The 17807-nt window shown below is 68.3% G+C and carries 14 protein-coding genes and 2 tRNA genes; 11 read left to right on the top strand and 5 right to left on the bottom strand.

What is annotated here, in order from left to right; all coding sequences use genetic code 11:
• Positions 1-345 precede the first annotated feature (345 nt).
• Together cimA and ACFWX1_RS11550 are read left to right on the top strand one after the other, a co-directional pair.
• Positions 346-1980, top strand: a complete 1635-nt coding sequence (cimA, locus tag ACFWX1_RS11555; RefSeq protein WP_378386309.1) for a citramalate synthase — start codon at positions 346-348, stop codon at positions 1978-1980.
• Positions 1981-2034: 54 nt separating this feature from the next.
• Positions 2035-2805 (top strand): fumarylacetoacetate hydrolase family protein, encoded by a 771-nt coding sequence (locus ACFWX1_RS11550; RefSeq protein WP_378386308.1) that lies wholly within the window; start codon positions 2035-2037, stop codon positions 2803-2805.
• On the opposite strand, the gene ACFWX1_RS11545 is transcribed toward ACFWX1_RS11550, so the two are convergent.
• Positions 2802-4043, bottom strand: coding sequence for an FAD-dependent oxidoreductase (locus ACFWX1_RS11545; protein ID WP_378386306.1), 1242 nt, complete (start codon positions 4041-4043; stop codon positions 2802-2804). The two genes, ACFWX1_RS11550 and ACFWX1_RS11545, sit on opposite strands and share 4 nt — an antisense overlap.
• Before the next feature lie 99 nt (positions 4044-4142).
• On the opposite strand from ACFWX1_RS11545, the gene gltX reads away from it, so the two are divergent.
• The 7 genes from gltX to ACFWX1_RS11510 all read left to right on the top strand — a co-directional run bounded on the left by gltX (position 4143) and on the right by ACFWX1_RS11510 (position 9105).
• Complete coding sequence (gene gltX / locus ACFWX1_RS11540) at positions 4143-5624, top strand: glutamate--tRNA ligase (RefSeq protein WP_378386304.1); 1482 nt, start codon at positions 4143-4145, stop codon at positions 5622-5624.
• A 202-nt stretch (positions 5625-5826) separates the two neighbouring features.
• Complete coding sequence (locus ACFWX1_RS11535) at positions 5827-6561, top strand: HAD family hydrolase (protein WP_378386505.1); 735 nt, start codon at positions 5827-5829, stop codon at positions 6559-6561.
• Positions 6562-6612: 51 nt separating this feature from the next.
• Positions 6613-6684 (top strand) — tRNA-Gln (locus tag ACFWX1_RS11530).
• A gap of 102 nt (positions 6685-6786) precedes the next feature.
• Positions 6787-6859, top strand: a tRNA-Glu gene (locus tag ACFWX1_RS11525).
• 380 nt (positions 6860-7239) lie between these two features.
• Positions 7240-7455 carry a hypothetical protein gene (locus tag ACFWX1_RS11520; RefSeq protein WP_378386302.1) on the top strand — a complete coding sequence of 72 codons (216 nt, stop codon included), beginning with the start codon at positions 7240-7242 and terminating at the stop codon, positions 7453-7455.
• 199 nt (positions 7456-7654) lie between these two features.
• A complete protein-coding gene (locus tag ACFWX1_RS11515) occupies positions 7655-8263 on the top strand; it encodes a TetR/AcrR family transcriptional regulator (RefSeq protein ID WP_378386300.1) in 609 nt (202 codons plus the stop codon).
• A 107-nt stretch (positions 8264-8370) separates the two neighbouring features.
• Entirely contained in the window at positions 8371-9105 is a 735-nt protein-coding gene (locus tag ACFWX1_RS11510) for an SDR family NAD(P)-dependent oxidoreductase (protein WP_378386298.1), read from the top strand.
• A gap of 129 nt (positions 9106-9234) precedes the next feature.
• Here the strand turns inward: ACFWX1_RS11510 and ACFWX1_RS11505 are convergent, their stop codons facing one another.
• The 4 genes from ACFWX1_RS11505 to ACFWX1_RS11490 form a co-directional block, all read right to left on the bottom strand.
• Complete coding sequence (locus ACFWX1_RS11505) at positions 9235-11247, bottom strand: oxygenase MpaB family protein (protein ID WP_378386296.1); 2013 nt, start codon at positions 11245-11247, stop codon at positions 9235-9237.
• Between the two features lie 35 nt (positions 11248-11282).
• Positions 11283-12155: an alpha/beta hydrolase gene (locus ACFWX1_RS11500; RefSeq protein ID WP_378386294.1), complete on the bottom strand. Its 873-nt coding sequence runs from the start codon at positions 12153-12155 to the stop codon at positions 11283-11285.
• Positions 12156-12240: 85 nt separating this feature from the next.
• Positions 12241-12846: a DUF6801 domain-containing protein gene (locus ACFWX1_RS11495; RefSeq protein WP_378386292.1), complete on the bottom strand. Its 606-nt coding sequence runs from the start codon at positions 12844-12846 to the stop codon at positions 12241-12243.
• Between the two features lie 285 nt (positions 12847-13131).
• The gene (locus ACFWX1_RS11490; RefSeq protein ID WP_378386290.1) at positions 13132-15387 is read right to left on the bottom strand and encodes an ATP-binding protein; all 2256 of its coding nucleotides are present in this window, start codon (positions 15385-15387) and stop codon (positions 13132-13134) included.
• A 262-nt stretch (positions 15388-15649) separates the two neighbouring features.
• On the opposite strand from ACFWX1_RS11490, the gene ACFWX1_RS11485 reads away from it, so the two are divergent.
• Entirely contained in the window at positions 15650-16792 is a 1143-nt protein-coding gene (locus tag ACFWX1_RS11485; RefSeq protein ID WP_378386289.1) for a serine hydrolase domain-containing protein, read from the top strand.
• A 301-nt stretch (positions 16793-17093) separates the two neighbouring features.
• Positions 17094-17696, top strand: coding sequence for a DUF6801 domain-containing protein (locus tag ACFWX1_RS11480; RefSeq protein WP_378386287.1), 603 nt, complete (start codon positions 17094-17096; stop codon positions 17694-17696).
• The last annotated feature ends 111 nt before the right edge of the window (positions 17697-17807 follow it).

Here is a 17807-nt window from a genome sequence, read left to right as displayed (position 1 = left end):
CTGTCCGCCACGGACGAGACAAGCGCCCGGCGTGGCCACGGCTCGTTTGCCGCCGTTTACGCCCCCCACGGGCCCTTACGCGACAGCCAAGGCCGGTGATGCCAGGTCCCGGCAGACGTCGTCTCGGCAGATGAGACGAGCCATCCAGGCAGTGGACGTGCCGCGAAGCGTGTGGCATGATGCCCGCATGGCCACCATCGCCACGATTATTGCCGAGCGCGCCGGATAGGTGCTCCACGAGAGCATCCGGCGCGCAGCCTTCCGCACCCCTGCGGGAGGCTTTTTTGTTGCCAAAAAAGACACAGCGTTGTCCAGAAACAGTTTTCCCTGGCCTAGGAGCTGACCGTGAACCGCAAGGAGCCCGCCGATACTCCGCTCGGCGATGCGTTCCACCTCTACGACACGACCCTGCGCGACGGTGCCCAGCGCGAGGGGATCTCCTACTCCGTCACGGACAAACTGGCGGTGGCCCGGCTGCTCGACGAGCTCGGCGTCGGGTTCATCGAGGGTGGCTGGCCGGGCGCGCTCCCCAAGGACACCGAGTTCTTCGCTCGCGCCGCCGGCGGCGAACTGCAGCTCAAGCACGCCGCGCTGGTGGCGTTCGGGTCGACCCGCAAGGCGGGGACCACCGCCGACGCCGACCCGCAGGTCCGCGCGCTGCTCGACGCGCAGACGCCGGTCGTGACGCTGGTGGCCAAATCGGATCTTCGCCACATCGAGCGCGCGCTGCGGGTAGACGTGGACGAGGCCTGCGCGATGGTGCGGGACACGGTCGCTTTCCTTGTCGGCGAAGGACGTCGGGTGTTCCTCGACGCCGAGCACTTCTTCGACGGCTACGCGTTTTCCCCGGAAACCTCGCTGCGCGTGCTCGACGCCGCCGCGAGCGCGGGAGCCGACGTCCTCGTGCTGTGTGACACCAACGGCGGCCAGCTTCCGCTCGGCCTCGCCGAAACTGTCCGCGAGGTCAAGGAAAAGACCGGGTTCCGGCTCGGAATCCATTGTCAGGACGACACTTCCTGCGCGGTGGCGAACTCCGTCGCCGCCGTGCAGGCCGGCGTGACGCACGTCCAGTGCACCGCCAACGGTTACGGGGAGCGGGCCGGCAACGCCGATCTGTTCGCCGTGACGGGAAACCTGGTGGCCAAGCTCGGAATGGAGGTCCTCCCGACCGGAGGGGCCGCCGAGCTCACCCGCGTCTCCCATGCCCTTGCCGAAATCGCGAACATCGCCCCCGACACCCACCAGGCCTACGTCGGGGCGTCGGCCTTCGCCCACAAGGCGGGACTGCACGCGAGCGCGATCAAGGTGGATCCGTTGCTGTACAACCACATCGATCCAGCTTCTGTCGGCAACGACATGCGGGTACTGGTCACCGAGATGGCCGGCAGGGCCAGCCTCGAGCTCAAGGGACGTGAGCTCGGGGTCGACCTTGCCGGCCGGCCCGAAGCGCTCACCAGCGTGGTGCGGAAGGTCAAACGGCTCGAATCCGAGGGCTGGTCCTTCGAAGCCGCCGACGCGTCGCTGGAACTGTTGCTGCGCAGGGAAGTCGACGGCCCCGAGCACGAGGTGCTCGACGAGCCGCCGTTCGAGCTGGAGTCCTACCGGGTGGTGCTCGACCACCGGCCCGACGGCGAGGTCGTGTCCGAGGCCACCGTGAAGGTCCACGTCCGTGGTGAGCGCGTGATCGCCACCGCGGAGGGCAACGGCCCGGTGCACGCGCTGGACGCCGCGCTGCGCAAGGCGCTGACGCCGCATCTGTCCTGGTTGGACAGTGTGGAGCTGGCCGACTACAAGGTACGCATCCTTCCCGGGCACCCCGGTACCGACGCCGTGACGCGAGTACTCGTCGAGACCACCGACGGCGAACGGGAATGGACCACGGTCGGCGTGCACGGCAACATCGTGGAGGCGAGCTGGCTCGCGCTGTGCGACGCGCTGGTGCACAAGAGCCTTTCCGCGCGGCAGCTCGCGGCGGGCTGAACCGGATCGTGGACCTCGGCGGGCGGGGCGGTCGCGGATACGTAGACTGGCCTCGTGCGTCTAGCTCGTATTGCCCACCCCGCCGGAGTCGCGTTCGCCTCGATCGAGGGGGACGGTGACGACGCCCAGGTCCTCGAGATCGCCGAGCACCCGTTCGGCCAGCCGAACTTCACCGGCAAGCGCTGGCCGCTGGCCGACGTGCGGCTGCTCGCGCCGATCCTGCCCTCGAAGGTGATCGCGGTCGGCCGCAACTACGCCAAGCACGCGGCCGAGCTCGGCAACGAGGTGCCCGCCGCGCCGATGCTGTTCATCAAGCCGTCGACCACCGTGATCGGCCCGAACGCGCCGATCCGCAGGCCTGCCGACGTCGGCAGGGTCGACTTCGAGGGCGAACTGGCCGTGGTCATCGGCCAGCCGGTGAAGAACGTCAAGGCCGCGCAGGCCGGGAGCGTGATCCTCGGCTACACGATCGCCAACGACGTCAGCGCGCGTGACCTGCAGAAGTCCGACGGCCAGTGGGGCCGCGCCAAGGGCTTCGACACGTTCTGCCCGCTGGGCCCGTGGATCGAGACCGCGCTCGACCCCGCGGACCTTTCGCTGAAGGCCGAAGTGGACGGTGAGGTCAAGCAGGACGGGCGCACCGCCGACCTGGTGCACAAGATCCCCGACCTGATCGAGTTCGTCTCCGGCGTCATGACGCTGCTGCCCGGCGACATCATCCTGACCGGTACCCCCGAGGGCGTCGGCCCGATCGTCGACGGACAGCAGGTCTCGATCACCATCGAGGGCATCGGCACGCTGACCAACCCCGTGGTGAGCGCCTAGTTCTTCGTCACGGGTTCCATGGCCCGGCGGGCGAACGCCGGTGCGTGCTCGGGCCGGAAGCCGAGGCCGAGCAGGAGCGCCGGGACGACGGTGAGCTGCGGGAACCGGCCGAACAGCTTGATCATCACCGCGGGCGGGCCGTTGCGCTCGCCCGCCATCACCGGGCGCATGACGGCCCGGTGCAGGAGCCGCTGAAGCCCTTGCACCAACGCCGTCGGCAGCAGCCTGCGGGCACGGACCTTCGCCAGGTCGGCGCCGGTCGGCCTGCCCCGCCGCAGCGGCCCGGCGAGCAGTGTCGCGGTCGCGACGGCGTCCTGCACGGCGAGGTTGATCCCGACGCCGCCGACCGGTGACATCGCGTGTGCCGCGTCGCCGATGCAGAGCAGCCCGTCGATATGCCACTTCCGCAGCCGGTTCAGCCGGACGTCGAGGAACTTGATGTCGTCGGTCGTCTTCAGCTCGTGCACGCGGTCGGCGAACTCGGGGACGACCTGGACGACGTTCTCCCGGAACCAGTCGATCCCGTGATCACGCAGGTCTTCGCCCTTCGGGCCGAGGTAGGCGACCTGGAAGTAGCCGGGTCGCGGCAACGGGACGGCGAACCGGCGGTTGTGCATCCTCGGCTGCAGCATTCCGGCGCCTTCGTCGTCGTGGCGGGAGATCCGGAACCACCAGGCGTCGAACGGGTTGTCGTACTCCACCGGCACCAGCCCCGCCTCGCGCCGGGCGAGTGACCAGCGGCCGTCCGCGGCGACCACCAGGTCGGCACGCAGCTCGCCGGTCTCGCCCTCACCGGTCCGGTAGCTGATCCCGGCGACGCGGCCGCCTTCGCGGACCAGACCGGTCATCTCGGTGCTCATCCGCAGCGTGAACGTCGGTTCCTTGACCGCGGCTTCGGCCAGCAGATCGAGGAAATCCCACTGCGGGACCATCGCGATGTAGGGGTGGGGCACCTTGAGGCGGCTCAGGTCGGCGAGCTTCATGATCCCGCCGTCGGCGGTCGGGAAACCGGCCGAGTCGAGCTCGCTGTGCGGGATCGCGTGGAACTTCTCCCCGAGGCCCAGCTCGTCGAGCAGGGTCAGCGTCGAGGGGTGCACGGTGTCGCCGCGGAAGTCCCGCAGGAAGTCGGCGTGCTTCTCCAGCACGGTCACCTCGACCCCCGCCCTGGCCAGCAGAAGCCCCAGCACCATGCCCGCGGGACCGCCCCCGACGACGACGCACCCGGTGCGCTCGGTCATCTCGATCATCCCCTTATTCATCACTTGTTGAATAAGCTCAGAATGCACCCGGTACGCGGATGCGTCAAGCGTGCCGAGGACGGATACGCTGATCGGGCTATGACTGAGACGACTTCTGTGGTTCGCGCGCGTTTCTGCCCCTCGCCGACCGGCACCCCGCACGTCGGGCTGATCCGGACGGCGCTGTTCAACTGGGCCTTCGCCCGGCACAACGGCGGCAAACTGGTGTTCCGGATCGAGGACACCGACGCCGCGCGTGATTCGCAGGAGTCCTACGAGCAACTGCTCGACGCGCTGCGCTGGCTCGGCCTCGACTGGGACGAGGGGCCGGAGGCCGGTGGCGACTACGGGCCGTACCGGCAGAGCGAGCGGCGGGAGATCTACGCCGACATCGCCGCGCGCCTGCTCGCCGCGGGCGAACTGTACGAGGCGTTCTCGACCAACGAGGAGGTCGAGGCGCGGCACAAGGCCGCCGGCCGCGACCCGAAGCTCGGGTACGACAACTTCGACCGCGACCTCACCGAGGAGCAGCGGGCCGCCTACCGCGCCGAGGGCCGCGTGCCGGTGCTGCGGCTGCGCATGCCCGACGCCGACCTCGGCTGGACCGACCTCGTCCGCGGTGACATCACCTTCCCGGCGGGCTCGGTGCCGGACCCGGTTCTGGTGCGTGCCAACGGCGACCCGCTGTACACGCTGACGAACCCGGTCGACGACGCGCTCATGCGGATCACGCACGTCCTGCGTGGCGAGGACCTCCTGCCCTCGACTCCGCGTCAGCTCGCGCTGTACGCGGCGTTGCGCCGCATCGGTGTCGCCGAGTTCACCCCCGAGTTCGGGCACTTGCCTTCCGTGCTGGGGGAGGGCAACAAGAAACTGTCCAAACGGGACCCCCAGTCGAACCTCTTCCTTTACCGGGAGCGGGGTTTCCTCCGTGCGGGCCTGCTCAACTACCTCGCGCTGCTCGGCTGGTCCATTGCCGACGACAGGGACATCTTCAGCGTCGACGAGCTGGTGGCGGCCTTCGAGATCGGCAAGGTCAGCTCCAACCCCGCGCGCTTCGACCTCAAGAAGGCCGAGGCCATCAACGCCACCCACGTGCGTGCCCTGCCGGTCGGCGAGTTCGTGACCAGCGTGGTTCCGTACCTCGTCGCCGACGGTGTCCTGCCGGGCGAGCCGGGTGACGAGCAGCTCGCGCGGCTCACCGCGATCGCGCCCCTTGTCCAGGAACGGATCACCGTTCTCTCGGACGCTTCCTCGATGCTGCGTTTCTTGTTCGCCGACGACGCGGAGTTCGAGCCCGAAGAGGACGCGGCGGCCAAGAATCTCGGCGAGGCAGCGAAACCGGTACTGGACGCCGCGATCACCGCGCTCGAAGCCTTGCCGGCGTGGGAGACCGGCGGCATCGAGCAGGCACTCAAAGACGCCCTTGTGGACGGTCTGGGTCTCAAGCCCCGCAAGGCTTTCGCGCCCGTGCGCGTCGCGATCACCGGGCGTACGGTGTCCCCGCCGCTGTACGAATCGATGGAGTTGCTCGGCCGAGACGTTTCGCTCGGCAGGCTGCGCCGCGCACTGGACGGATAACCGAACGGGGACGATCCGTCCACCGGGAGTAGAACGACGGAGCCGGATCAGCGGAGACGCAATCACCTTTTTGGCCGCGTCGCGCGCGCGGTAAAAGCCCTAGCCTCACGGGGTGGATTTCGCCTTGGCACCCCGGACCCCGTTGCCAACCGCTCCTCCCGCCACCGGGCAGGAACCGTGGGTACCGCCCGAACTACGGCTGGTGTGCCTCGACATCGACGACACCTTGATCGACTGCACCGCGGCGATCCGGCGCACCCTCGGCCTGCTCACCGGCCGGGGCGACCTGTGGCCGCTGTGGGATCTCATCACCGAGGAACACGTCGCGCTCGTCGTGGCCGGTCAGATCGACTACCCGACCATGCACCACCGGCGCACCGAGTGCTTCCTTACCGAACTCGGCATCATCGCCGACGCCGATCAGGTGAACTCCTTCGAACGTCGCCGCCGCGAGCTGCTGGCCGATTCCTGGGCGCTCTTCGACGACGTCATGCCGTGCCTGGAATGGCTGCGCGCCGCCGGCCTGCGGCTGGCGGCCGTGACGAACGCCTCGGGTGCGCACCAGCGAAGAAAGATCTCCGACCTCGGCCTCGCCCCGTTTTTCGATCACGTCGCCATCGCCGGCGAACTCGGCGTCGCCAAACCCCATCCTGTGATGTTCCACTCGGTCTGCCTCGAACTCGACTGCGATCCCGCGCGTGCCGTCCATGTGGGAGACAAACTGGACACTGACGCCATCGGCGCGTACAACGCGGGCCTCGGCGCGGTCTGGCTGGACCGCGACGGCGTCGGCGAGCGTGCCCCCGAGGGTGTACACACCGTCGCGGGTCTCGGTGAGCTTCCTGAGCTGCTGGTTTCCGAGTACGCCACCGTCGGCGTGCCCGCGCAGCGCGGTGGCGGGACCCCCGCGTGCACACTCCGGGATCGGGTGCTCTAGTATTTCTCCTCGTGCGGTGCTGAGCCACGCAAGACCGGATCAGTACCTCACTGGGGTATGGTGTAATTGGCAGCACGACTGGTTCTGGTCCAGTTAGTCTAGGTTCGAGTCCTGGTACCCCAGCTGCAAGAGAGACCCCCTCACAAGCCGAGAAATCAGCTCTGGTAGATTCTCTCTCGCAAGAAAAACAGAAAACGCCCCGGTCAACCCGGGGAAAGTTCCTAAGCCCCCGTCGTCTAGCGGCCTAGGACGCCGGCCTCTCACGCCGGTAGCGTGGGTTCGAATCCCATCGGGGGTACGCGAGCGAAGCGAGCCCCGTGTCTGCTGGAAAGCGCAGACGCGAGGCTCGCTCGCGTTGTGTCTACCCGGGGGCCCAGCCCCCGGACCCCCGGGGTGCGGTCGGTGGCGGACCCAGCGTGGTCCTGTCCGGTTGCCGTGCCGGTTCTGGTGTGGATCTCGAGTTGAGCGGCTGAGGGCGCTGGTCAGGTTGGCCGTCAAGCAGCTCAAGATCAGAGAGGCCGGTGTACTCGGCTCGGTGGTGTCTTGGGTGGCGAGTTGGGCAGAGTGCTCTGGGTCTTGTTCTTCTGGCCTTCGAGGTCGTTGTAGGTCTGCCGGAGGGCTTTCGCGGAACGGGTCGTCGGGGTCTCCCGCTTGCGCCTGCGGCATGACGGAGTCCTGGTGCTTTGCCACGTCGGCCAGTTGTCGCTGGAGGCGTTCTCGTTCGGTTTGGCGCTCGCGGGCGGTGTGGTCGTCGAAGCCGGCGAGGTCGTTGGCGAGGATCGTGTGGCGGTGAGCTCCGAAGACTCGGTCGGTGTAGAAGCGGGCGACGGCGTCGAGCAGGTCGTGTGCGGGTCGGGCCCGCCGCGGTTGTTCTTGCGGGGCCGGCAGAGGTAGTAGAAGAGCCGGTTGTGTTTGGTGTCGCCGATCATCCGGCGTCCGCAGCTGTGGATTACTCGTCCTCGGAACAGGAAACGTCCTGGCGCCAGCCTGTGGCATTCCCGTCATGACCTCCGCAGCGGTCGGCTCGTGGGCCACGGTCGACGCGCGCCGTGGGGCGCGGCCGCCTCCGTAGATCTGGACCGAACGGTCCACGATGGGTAGCATCGACCTTGTGCCACGTCCCCGTCAGTTTGATGAGCAGCGCGTGTTATCGGCTGTGCAGGCGGCGTTTTGGGACAAAGGCTACGCGGGCACCTCACTCGAAGATCTTCTGGCGGCCAGCGGGCTCGGCAAGGGAAGCCTGTACGGGGCGTTCGGGGACAAGAAGAGCTTGTTCTTGCGTGTGCTGCGCGAGTACGACGAGGCCAATGACCACATGCTGCGTGCGTGGCTCGAGCAGGCCGATCGCGGCATCGACGTGATCCGGGATTTCGTGACCGGGCCCGTGTGTGATCCCCGTGGTGAACAGGCCCGCCGGGGTTGCCTGCTTGCCAACACGGCAATGGAGCTCTCGGCGAGTGCTGCCGAGGTGGCCGCGGAGGCGCGCCGCAGCTACGCCTCAACCACTGCCGCGCTGAGCGACGCCATACGACGTGCGCAGCGCGAGGGCGACGTCGCGCCCCATCTCGACCCGGACGTCACTGCCCGTGCGGTGCTGTCCGGTCAGCTCGGGCTGATCATGCTCGGTCGAATCGGTCAGGATCCGGCGGCCTTGTCGGCCACGGCCACGGCTCTGCTCGACAGTCTGCTGCCCGCGCCCTGAGCATCCTGTCATGGTGACGTGCGGCACACTGCTCCGGTGGTTATTGACCGGCCGGTCCATAAAGGGTGTTATGGACCGTACAGTCAATAAGCTGGATGGGAGTTGTCATGAAGGCGCTGGAGGGCAAGGTCGCGGTCGTGACCGGGGCGAACGCGGGTATTGGGCTGGCGATCGCGCGGGCCTACCGTGCCGAGGGTGCACGGGTGTTCGTCGCCGGCCGTCGCCAGGCGCAGCTCGACGAGGTCGAGGCCGAACTCGGCCCTGAGGTCACCGGTGTTCGCTGCGACGTAGGCCGGCTCGAGGATCTCGACGGGCTCTACGCGACCGTCGCCGAGCGGGCGGGTCACATCGACGTCCTGGTGGCCAACGCCGGGATCGGGATCGCTGCCCCGCTGGGCGAGATCACCGAGGAGCAGTTCGACGCCATGTTCACCACCAACGTCAAGGGCTCACTGTTCACCGTGCAGAAGGCGTTGCCGCTGCTGTCGCCGGGGGCATCGATCATCCTCACCGGGTCGACGGCGATTTCCCGGCCCCAGTCATATCTGCCCGTGTACGGGGCGACCAAGGCCGCGATCCGCAACCTGGTTCGCGGGTTCGCCCACGAAGCCGGGGCGCGTCAGTACCGGATCAACGTGCTCTCGCCCGGCGGTACCCGCACGCCGGGTTTGCAAGAGCTGGTCTCACCCGAAGAACTCACCGCCGCCGGGGCGTCGATTCCGCTCGGCCGATTGGCCGAGCCTGAGGAAATCGCCGCGGCAGCCGTCTTCCTCGCCTCGGACGCGTCCAGCTACGTCAACGGTTCCGAACTTGCCGTGGACGGCGGCTACGCCCAGATCTGAGCTTGTCGTTGAGGGAACCGGCCGGCGACACGCACTCCCAGTTGAGCATGAACGCAGCCCTGGGCAGATGATTCTCCTTGCGAGAGAAGGAAGATCGATTCAACGGAGCCGTTCGTTTGACAGACCCGCTCATCGGGTGCGGGTGCCCAGGATGGCTTCGGACTCGGCCAGGCCGATATCGCTGGGGTCCTGACGGTCGGTGAACACGCGTTTGTGTTGTCTGGCGCGCAGTTCCAGGTGGGCTTGTGCGGGTTTCGGGTAGCCGTAGCGTTCACGGGCTTGGCCGGGGCTGAGGGTTTCGGGAGTTTCGGGCGGGATGCCGAACAGGATCGGCGCCACAATGGGCGTGGTCGAGGGGGACAGCAGGTGCAGCGCGCCGAGCTGGAGCCAGCGGCTGATCCGGGTCAGGCGGAAGGAGATCCGCATGACCGGCACGATCAGCGTGTCCAGCAGACGGCTCTGGCGGATGCCCGCCATTTCGCGCATCCAGTGCGGCATCGACGCGATGGTCGCGATGCGCAGGGCGGTGGTCATGACCAGCGTCGCGGGCCAGTAGACCGGCGGCATCGGCGGCAGCATCACCTCGGCGTGCAGCAGATGGTCCATTGTGGACCGAGCGACCTCGGAGCCCGATAGGTGGGGACGCATCCGCTCGAAGTACTCGCGCACGCCGTCGCGGTCGCGGGGAACGTCGGCGGGGTCGCAGGTCTGCAGTTCGGCCGCGGTGGCGCAGTCGGCCCAGTAGCGGGCCTCCTCGGCCGGGCTGAGCCTGCCGGGGCCGTATTTCTCGTAGGCGTACAGAATCGAGTGCCACGCGGTCAGGTGAATCCACAACTGTGACGCGGGATCGTTGGCGTCATAGGGTTTGCCGCTGTCCGGCTCGATGCCGATGCCCACCGAGTGAACCTTGACCAGGACGTCAGCGGCTTTCATGGTGCTGCGGGTGCCGCCGAAGGCGACCATCGCGAAGTACCGCAGCGTGCGGTCGTAGCGGGTACGCGGGCGGGTGCGGATCTGCTGGGTAGCGTCGACGGACGCCACCAGCCCGGGGTCGAGTTCCTCGACCACCACCGCGCGCTGGAACCCCACGGTGAGCGACGTCGGGTAGGTCCAGACCTTCCAGGTCACCGAGCCGGGGCCGAAGAAGCCGTGGTCGGCGTGTGGCGTGATCTTCGAGCGGGCGCCGCGCGCGAGCCGTAGCGCGCCCCCGGCCGACGGCGGCGCGCCGGTCACCGCGGTCAGCACCGGCGAAACCACCCGTACCAGGCCGAGCAGCAGCAGCCCGATCGCACCCGTGCCGAGCAGGACCACCACGACCGCGACGAAGATCCATGCCGACGGCGTTTGCCAGCGCAGGTCGCCCGCGTAGCGGAGCACGCCGATTAGCGCGAGCAGCCCGAAGTCGACCAGCGCGGCCAAACCGACCGCGACGCGCCGCAGATCGCCGTCGGCCGTGGCACACAGGACGAGCACGCCGATGGTGATCATCCAGACGCACAGCTCGCGCAGGTCCAGCACACTCACCGGCCAGGGCCACCACGTCCTGAACCGCTCGGGGCGGGCGTAGAACATCACCCCGGCGGCCAGCAGCCCGGTCCCCTCGATCCCGGCGACGAGGCGTGCCCACACCGGCATCGGCGCGGTGCGTACGCGGCCATCGAGATCGTTGTCCGCCCGGCGGGTGAGCTGGGCGGGCAACGTCAGCACCGCGAGCAGCAGCGTGAGCCCGGTGACGAACAGCCATACACCCGCGACGGGCACAGTGAAGGACATCCCGGCGACGGTGACTCCGCGGGACGGGTTCAGGTCGCCGTCGTGCAGTTCGGTGGTGAGCAGGCTGCCACCGGCCAGCACGAGCGGTGCGACCGCGGCGATCCGGGCGTTCGTCCAGCCCGGCTCCAGCGCGGCCAGCGCGAACAATACGAAGGCGGCGCCGAAACCGGCGCCCGTCGTGGTGGCCGTGAGCGGGTTCGCCACGGTCCACGCGAACCAGACGTCCGTCGCGCCGCTGCCCACGTACAGCACGAGGAACAATCCCCCGCACACCGCCACGAGCGGCCCGAACAAACCGTCACGCACCGCGGGGGCCAGCGCCTTGCCCGCCAGCTCCGGAACGCGCAGCCGGCTGTCGAAATGTTCCATCGCGATAGTCCTCTTCGCCGAGTCGCCGTCCGGGGTCAGGTGTGCGGGCAGTTTCCTTGGAACGCGGACGTTTTGGGGTCCTTCGGGATGGGGCAGAGGAACTGCTCGTACCGGATGTCGTTGTCCACGAAGCGTTTGAGCCACGAGATGCCGTACTTCGCGACGGTGACGTTCGGGAGCGCCGGTCCGATGTGACCGCCACCGGCGACCTCGACGTAGGCCTTGTTCAGTCCCGGGGACAGCCTGTCGTAGAACGCTTTCGCGTGGATCGGGGTCGGCGCGATGAGATCGCCTTCGCCGCCGATGACGAGCGTCGGCGTGCGGATGCCCGCGAAGTCCCCGCCGATGTCCCACGGGACGATCGGGACGGCTGCTTTGAGGTCGTGGTTGCGCGCGGCTGCCTCCAGGGTTCCGCCGCCACCCATCGAAACGCCCATGACCGCCAGCCGGGAGTGGTCGAGATGGTCCTTGGCCGGGCTCTTCTCCACGAGGAACTTCAGCGCGGCCAGGAGCTGGTCCGCGCGGGCGGTGGGGAAGTCGGCCGGCGAGTTGGTGCCGAAGGTCAGCACGACGAAACCCTGCGAGGCCAGCCGGGGACCGAACCAGCCCAGCAATGCCTCCGGCTCAAGGAAACCGGGCGCGATCGCGACCGCGCCGAAGGTGCCCTGGCTGGTGTCGGTCGGGTAGGTCACGGTCCCGCCGCCGAACCCATTGCCCGCCGGTACGGACGCCTGGGTCACCGCGAACGGCCCTCGTTCCGCCTCGATGCTCGCCATGGTGGGATTCGGGCCCCGTTGGTAGGGATTGCCGGCGTCCGCCACGGGGGAGGCGGACGCCAGTCCCGAACCGATCAACGCGATCGTGGCGGCCGCGGCCACCGCGGACGTCAGCTTATGCCGTGTTCGCATGGTATTCAGGCTCCTCGGTCGGAATGGTCCTCGACGGTGAAGAGGGTGGGGCGCGCTGGGACGCCCCACCCGATCCGCGTGGCGATCAGCCCTGAACGTCGGTGGTGCCCAGCAGCGTGTCCTGGGCCGGCGGGTCCAGGGCGAGGTCGACGTCGAACTCGCCGAGGCCGCTGTCCGTCACGACGTGCGAGGTCGCTTTCGGGCCCACGGCGGACTTCGCCGGTCCTGTCGGCACGCCCGTCGGGATGGTGAGATCGACCTTGCCGCTCGCCGTGAACTTCAACGGTCCCTGCGGCGGCACCGGGGTCTCCGGAATGGGCACGTTGATGGCCAGCGGCAGGCTCTTGCCGTTGCTGACGGTCAATACCACCGATCCGCGGATCGAGCCGGAGATCTTCGTACCGCCGATGAGCCGGAGACCGTCGGCGGCGACGTCGCCCGCGTCCGCGTCGATGCTGAACGGCACCGATACGGTCTCGCCGACCTTGACCGTCGCCGGGATGTCCGTGTGGATGACCGACTTCACCTGCTGGTCGCCGATGATCGGGAACGCCGCCGTCCAGGTCACCTCCTTGTCCGCCGCGCTCGCCGGAGCGGCGCCCAGAACGCCCGCCGTGACCGCCGTGATCGTGGCCAGAACGCCGAGACGGCCGGCTCTGCGAACTTTCGGTCGTGCCGTTGTAGCTGTCATTTCGCGCACCCACTTCGTCGTTGAATGAACACTGGAAACAACAAGGAGACCGGCACCGTGATCAGGGGAGCTCAGCCGGACTCCGCACCGCCTCGGCCCGTAGTCCGGTCGGTGCGGATTGTGACGTTAGCGAGGAAAACGGGTACGCCACATACGGAGATATACTTATTCGGACCCCGGTCGCCGGGATGTTCGCATTTTTCTGTCACCCGGCACATGCCGACGCCGTGTTCGTATGATCGACATGACAAAAACCGGTGGGCGCGTACTGCCCGGAGCGGGTTGTCAAGCGGGTGGTGTGCGGCTCTGCCAGGCGGCGACCTGGGCCCGGGTCGTGAAGCCGAGCTTGGCGAGAATGCGCTGCACGTGGACCTCGGCGGTACGCTGGGCGATCACCAGGCGCCCGGCGATCTCCCGGTTGGTCAGCCCCTGCGCGATGAGCGCCGCGACCTCGGACTCCCGCCTGGTCAGCTGCCGGGCGCCGGTTTCCCGTGCACCCGGGCGGTTTTCCCCCAGTGCGGACCGCAGTGCGAGGTCGCCGGACAGCGCCCGGCCTTCGGTGAAAGTCTCGGCGAAGGCCGCGTCACCCAGGATCCGCTGGGCGTCGGCCAGAGTCCGGCGGGCACGTCCGCGATACCGGTGGTGGACCTCCACACCGGCGGTCGTGTGTTTCGGCAGCTCGCCCATCTTGGCCCACAGGGCATCCGCCATGCCCAGTACCGCGGCCGCGCGTGCGTGCTCGCCCCGGCGCCCCGCGGCGATGGCGAGAATCTCCAAGGTGAGCGCCTTGACCAACACGTTGTCGATGTCGCGCATGAGCCGCAAAGCCTGCCGCCCGGTGGTTTCCGCCGCCTCCGCTTCTCCGGCATAGGCGTCGAGGAAGGCGAGCGCGAACCACGACCAAGCCTGCCAATAGACATCACCACACGCGACACAGCGGGCGATTTCCTCGGTGATGATGCCGCGGCCCCGATCGCGTTCCCCGGAAAGGCCGACCACCAGGCCGTAACAACATTGCGCGAAGAACTCGCCCCGCACCACTTCGTGCGCGCGGAAGGTTTTCAGGGCGTTTTCGAACAGCGGTACCGCCTGGTCCGGGTTCCCGGTGATCAGGGCCGCCAGTCCCCCTACCGCCGCCACATAGGCCGCCTCGACCTCGTGGTGGAGTCGCTCGGCCAGTTCGCCCGCCCGGACCAGTTCGGCAACGGCCGCCTCGGCGTCCCCGCGGAACAGAGCGAACGACGCCTTCCGGCGGAGGCCCGTGACCCGCAGCGGCTCGTCATCCGGCACCAGCCGCAGGGCGCGATCGAGCCTGATGAGCGCTTCGGCGCCATACCCCTGGACGGTGAGGAAATCCTGAAGGCTCTGATCCATCTCGAGCGCGGTAACGGCTTCGCCCGGTTCGGTCAGACAGAAATCGAACGCGGCGCGGATGTTGGCGTAGTCGCGCCGGATCCGGGCCAGCCACGTCAGCTGATCGGGTCCCGACCATTCCGTTTCGAACCGACCGCACAACGCGGCGTAGAAATCCCGGTGCAGCCGGGCGACCCGTGACCGGTCGCCGGACTCCGCGAGCAGGTCCTGCCCGTATTCCCGCAGCGCCTCGGTCATGCGGTACCGGCTCTCGCCCAACTGTTCCTCCCGGGCGAGTACGGACTTGTCCACCAGCCCGTCGAGCACCTCCGCCGCGCCCGCGCCGCAGACGGTTTCCGCCGCCACCCGGTCGAAGCCCCCCGAGAACACCGACGCCCGCGCCCACACCCGCTGCTCGGCCGCCGAACACAGGCCGTAACTCCAGTCGAGCGTCGCCCGCAGGGTCCGGTGCCGCTCCGGCGCGGCCCGCGGTCCGGTCGTCAGCAACCCCAGCCGCGCCGACAACCGTTGCGCCAGCTGGGAAACCGACAGCACCCGGACCCGCGCGGCCGCCAGCTCGATCGCCAGCGGCAGCCCTTCTACCTGCCGGCACACCAGCGCTACGTCGCCGTAGTTCTCCTCGGTCACCTCGAACGACGGCGTGACCGCGCGCGCCCGGTCCACGAACAACCGCGCCGCGTCGTACCGCTTCAGCTCCGACGGCGACCGCACCTCGCCGGTCTCCGGAACGCGCAAGGGCGGCACCGGCAGCACGGACTCCCCGCGAATCCCCAAGGGCTGCCTGCTGGTGGCCAGCACGACCGCGTCGGCGCATCGCGTCCGCACCGCATCCGCGAACTCCGCGCACGCCGAGGCCAGATGCTCACAGTTGTCCAGCACCAGCAGCAGCCGCCGTCCCCGGAGGTGCCTGACCACCGCTTCCAGCGCGGAGTGCCGGGATAACTGCCGCAGACCCAGCTCACCGCCGACCACGGCGGCCACCAGCCCGGCGTCGCGCAACTCGGCCAGCTTGACGAACACGACGCCGTCGGGAAACCGGTCCCGCACGCTCGCGGCGACGCGCACCGCGAGCCGTGTCTTGCCCACGCCGCCCGTGCCCGTCAACGTCACCACGCGGCCCGGCGCCAGCAACCCCCGCACCTGCACCAGCTCGTGCCGGCGCCCCACATAACTTGCCACCTCGGCCGGAAGACCCGACGTTCCGCTCTGCCGACTCACGACCATCCCGCTTCCACCGTCTTCAATCCGGTTGGCAAGTAAAAAACCCGCCGCGCTCATCCCTGCCCGGAATCCGGGCACCCGAGTGCTCACCAAAGTGACAACCTATTCCGGGGGCAGGCGGGTTCTGCTCGGGCGATGTTGACACGACTTTCCGGCAATGGCCACTCTTTTTCCGCATCCGAGGGTTTTGCCGAACGGAGGGACGGTTATGTCTTTTTCTGCTCGCCGCGGGGTTGCTTCCGCGCTGGCCGCCACGATGATAGCCGCCGGTGCGGCCGTCGCGTCGAATGGCTCGGCCGTCGCCGGTCAGGCCGGTGGAGACCCCTATCCCGGCGCGGAATGGGAACGCGGCGACCCCGCCGCGGCCGGGTTCGACTCCGCCAAACTGGCGAAGATCGCCGAGGAACTGAAGGCGGACAAGTCGAACTGCCTGGCGGTCGTCCGGCACGGGCGGCTGGTCGCCGACTGGTACTGGAACGGCACCGGCCCCGACTCCGCCCGGGAGGTCTGGTCGGCGACCAAATCGGTGTCGAGCACCCTGACCGGCATCGCCCAGGCCGAGCACAAGCTCAGCATCGAGGACAAGGCGTCGCGCTACATTCCCGCCTGGACCGGAACACCGTCCGCCGACGTCACGGTCAAGGACCTGCTGAGCAACGACTCCGGCCGCCACTGGACGAACTTCATCGACGACGCCGTGAAGGTCTTCTCCGCACGGGACCGGACCGCGTTCGCCGTCTCCCAGCCCCAGGACGTCCCGCCCGGCCAGGTCTGGGCCTACAACAACACCGCCATCCAGACCCTCGACGCCGTGCTCGGCAAGGCCACCGGCGACAAGCCCGCCGACTACGCCAAGAAGAAACTTCTCGACCCGCTGGGCATGAAGCACTCGAACATGACCCAGGACCAGACGGGCAACACCACCACGTTCATGGGCCTGCAGTCGACCTGTCAGGACATGGCCCGCTTCGGCTATCTCTTCCTGCGCAAAGGACACTGGAACGACACCCAGGTCGTGCCCGAGCAGTGGGTCGGTGATGCCACCGGAAAGCCGTCGCAGGACATCAGCGCCGCCTACGGATATCTCTGGTGGCTCAACCGGCTCGGCCCCGTCGCCACCGTGCAGCACTCCATGACCCGCGAGGACAGCGCGAAAGCCCCGCACACCCAACTCGTCCCGTCTGCCCCGCAGGATATGTACTGGGCCCTCGGTCTCGGCGGCCAGATCCTCCAGGTCGACCCCGGCTCGGACACGGTCGTCGTCCGCCTCGGTCCCGCGAGCCTGACCAGCCCGTTCCCCACACCGGCGAAAACCGCCAGGATCGTCACCGAAGCCCTGGTCCGGCCCTGAAACACACGGGTCGGCAGCCGGGCACTTCATGAGGGAAGAAAACGCGATTAAGATGAACTCGGCTCATATTTCGCTCCCGAAGAGCGCGTCGGCCACGCCGATGATCACCCGCGTAATAATTCGGCATTCGATGATTCGTGTCCGCGTGATAATTATCGGTCTTGTCTGCCGGACACCGTCTGCGACCCTTGTCCGTAAATCGGCAACACCTTAGTGTTCCCGTCAGTGGGCAGTCGGTCATCCGGATCGCGGCCACACTTTTCCCATTCTCTGTGTTCCTTCAAAGAAGAAAGGGCCGGAAATGACCTCAGCCATGCTGAAAGCCGCCGTGCGTCCCGCGGCGAGGGCAGGCATCATCGCCGCCGTCGCCGCGATTACCGTAGGAGTGTTCGGCGCCGGGATGGCCAGCGCCGCGGACAAGGAACTGACCTACAAGGGCGAGTTCCCGATCATCGGCGCGCAGTCGGTGAAAGTCGTCGTGCACGCGGACATCCCGAAGAACGTCAAGGCGGGCGAGGCACTCGACGTACCGTTCAACCTGGACGTCGACGCCGGTGCCGCCGCCGGTGACGGCCTGCGGCTGATCGGCACCAAGAACCTGTCCGGCACCATCAAGTCCGCGATCAAGGCCACCCTGAGCGGCGGCCAGTCCGTCCCGATCGCCATCGAACTGCCGATCCCGGACACCCAGGTGCCGCCGCAGGGGCCGCTGACCTTCAAGGCGAACGGCGCCGTGAAGTTCACCGTGCCGAAGGGCACCCCAGCCGGCGAGGCGAAGATCAACGTCGACCCGAAGGCCACCTCGCACGTCAAGACCGACAGCGCGCTCGGCGAGTTCGACGTCAACCTCGAGCTGGACCCGCCGACCCAGGACACCCTGCTCGGCTCGACCCAGATCGGCTGACCGAACGGAACTCCGGTGTGGTGGGGGGGGGGGGGCGGGCGGCCCCGCCCCCCCCCCCCCCCACCCCCGCCCGCGCGGGCGCTCTGGGTGTCTGCCACACGCACACAGACA

The sequence above is a fragment of the Amycolatopsis sp. NPDC059021 genome, from assembly GCF_042739895.1.
Lineage (GTDB): Bacteria > Actinomycetota > Actinomycetes > Mycobacteriales > Pseudonocardiaceae > Amycolatopsis.
Note: the sequence above shows the minus strand (reverse complement) of the source record. Positions and strands in the feature narration are given on the sequence as shown.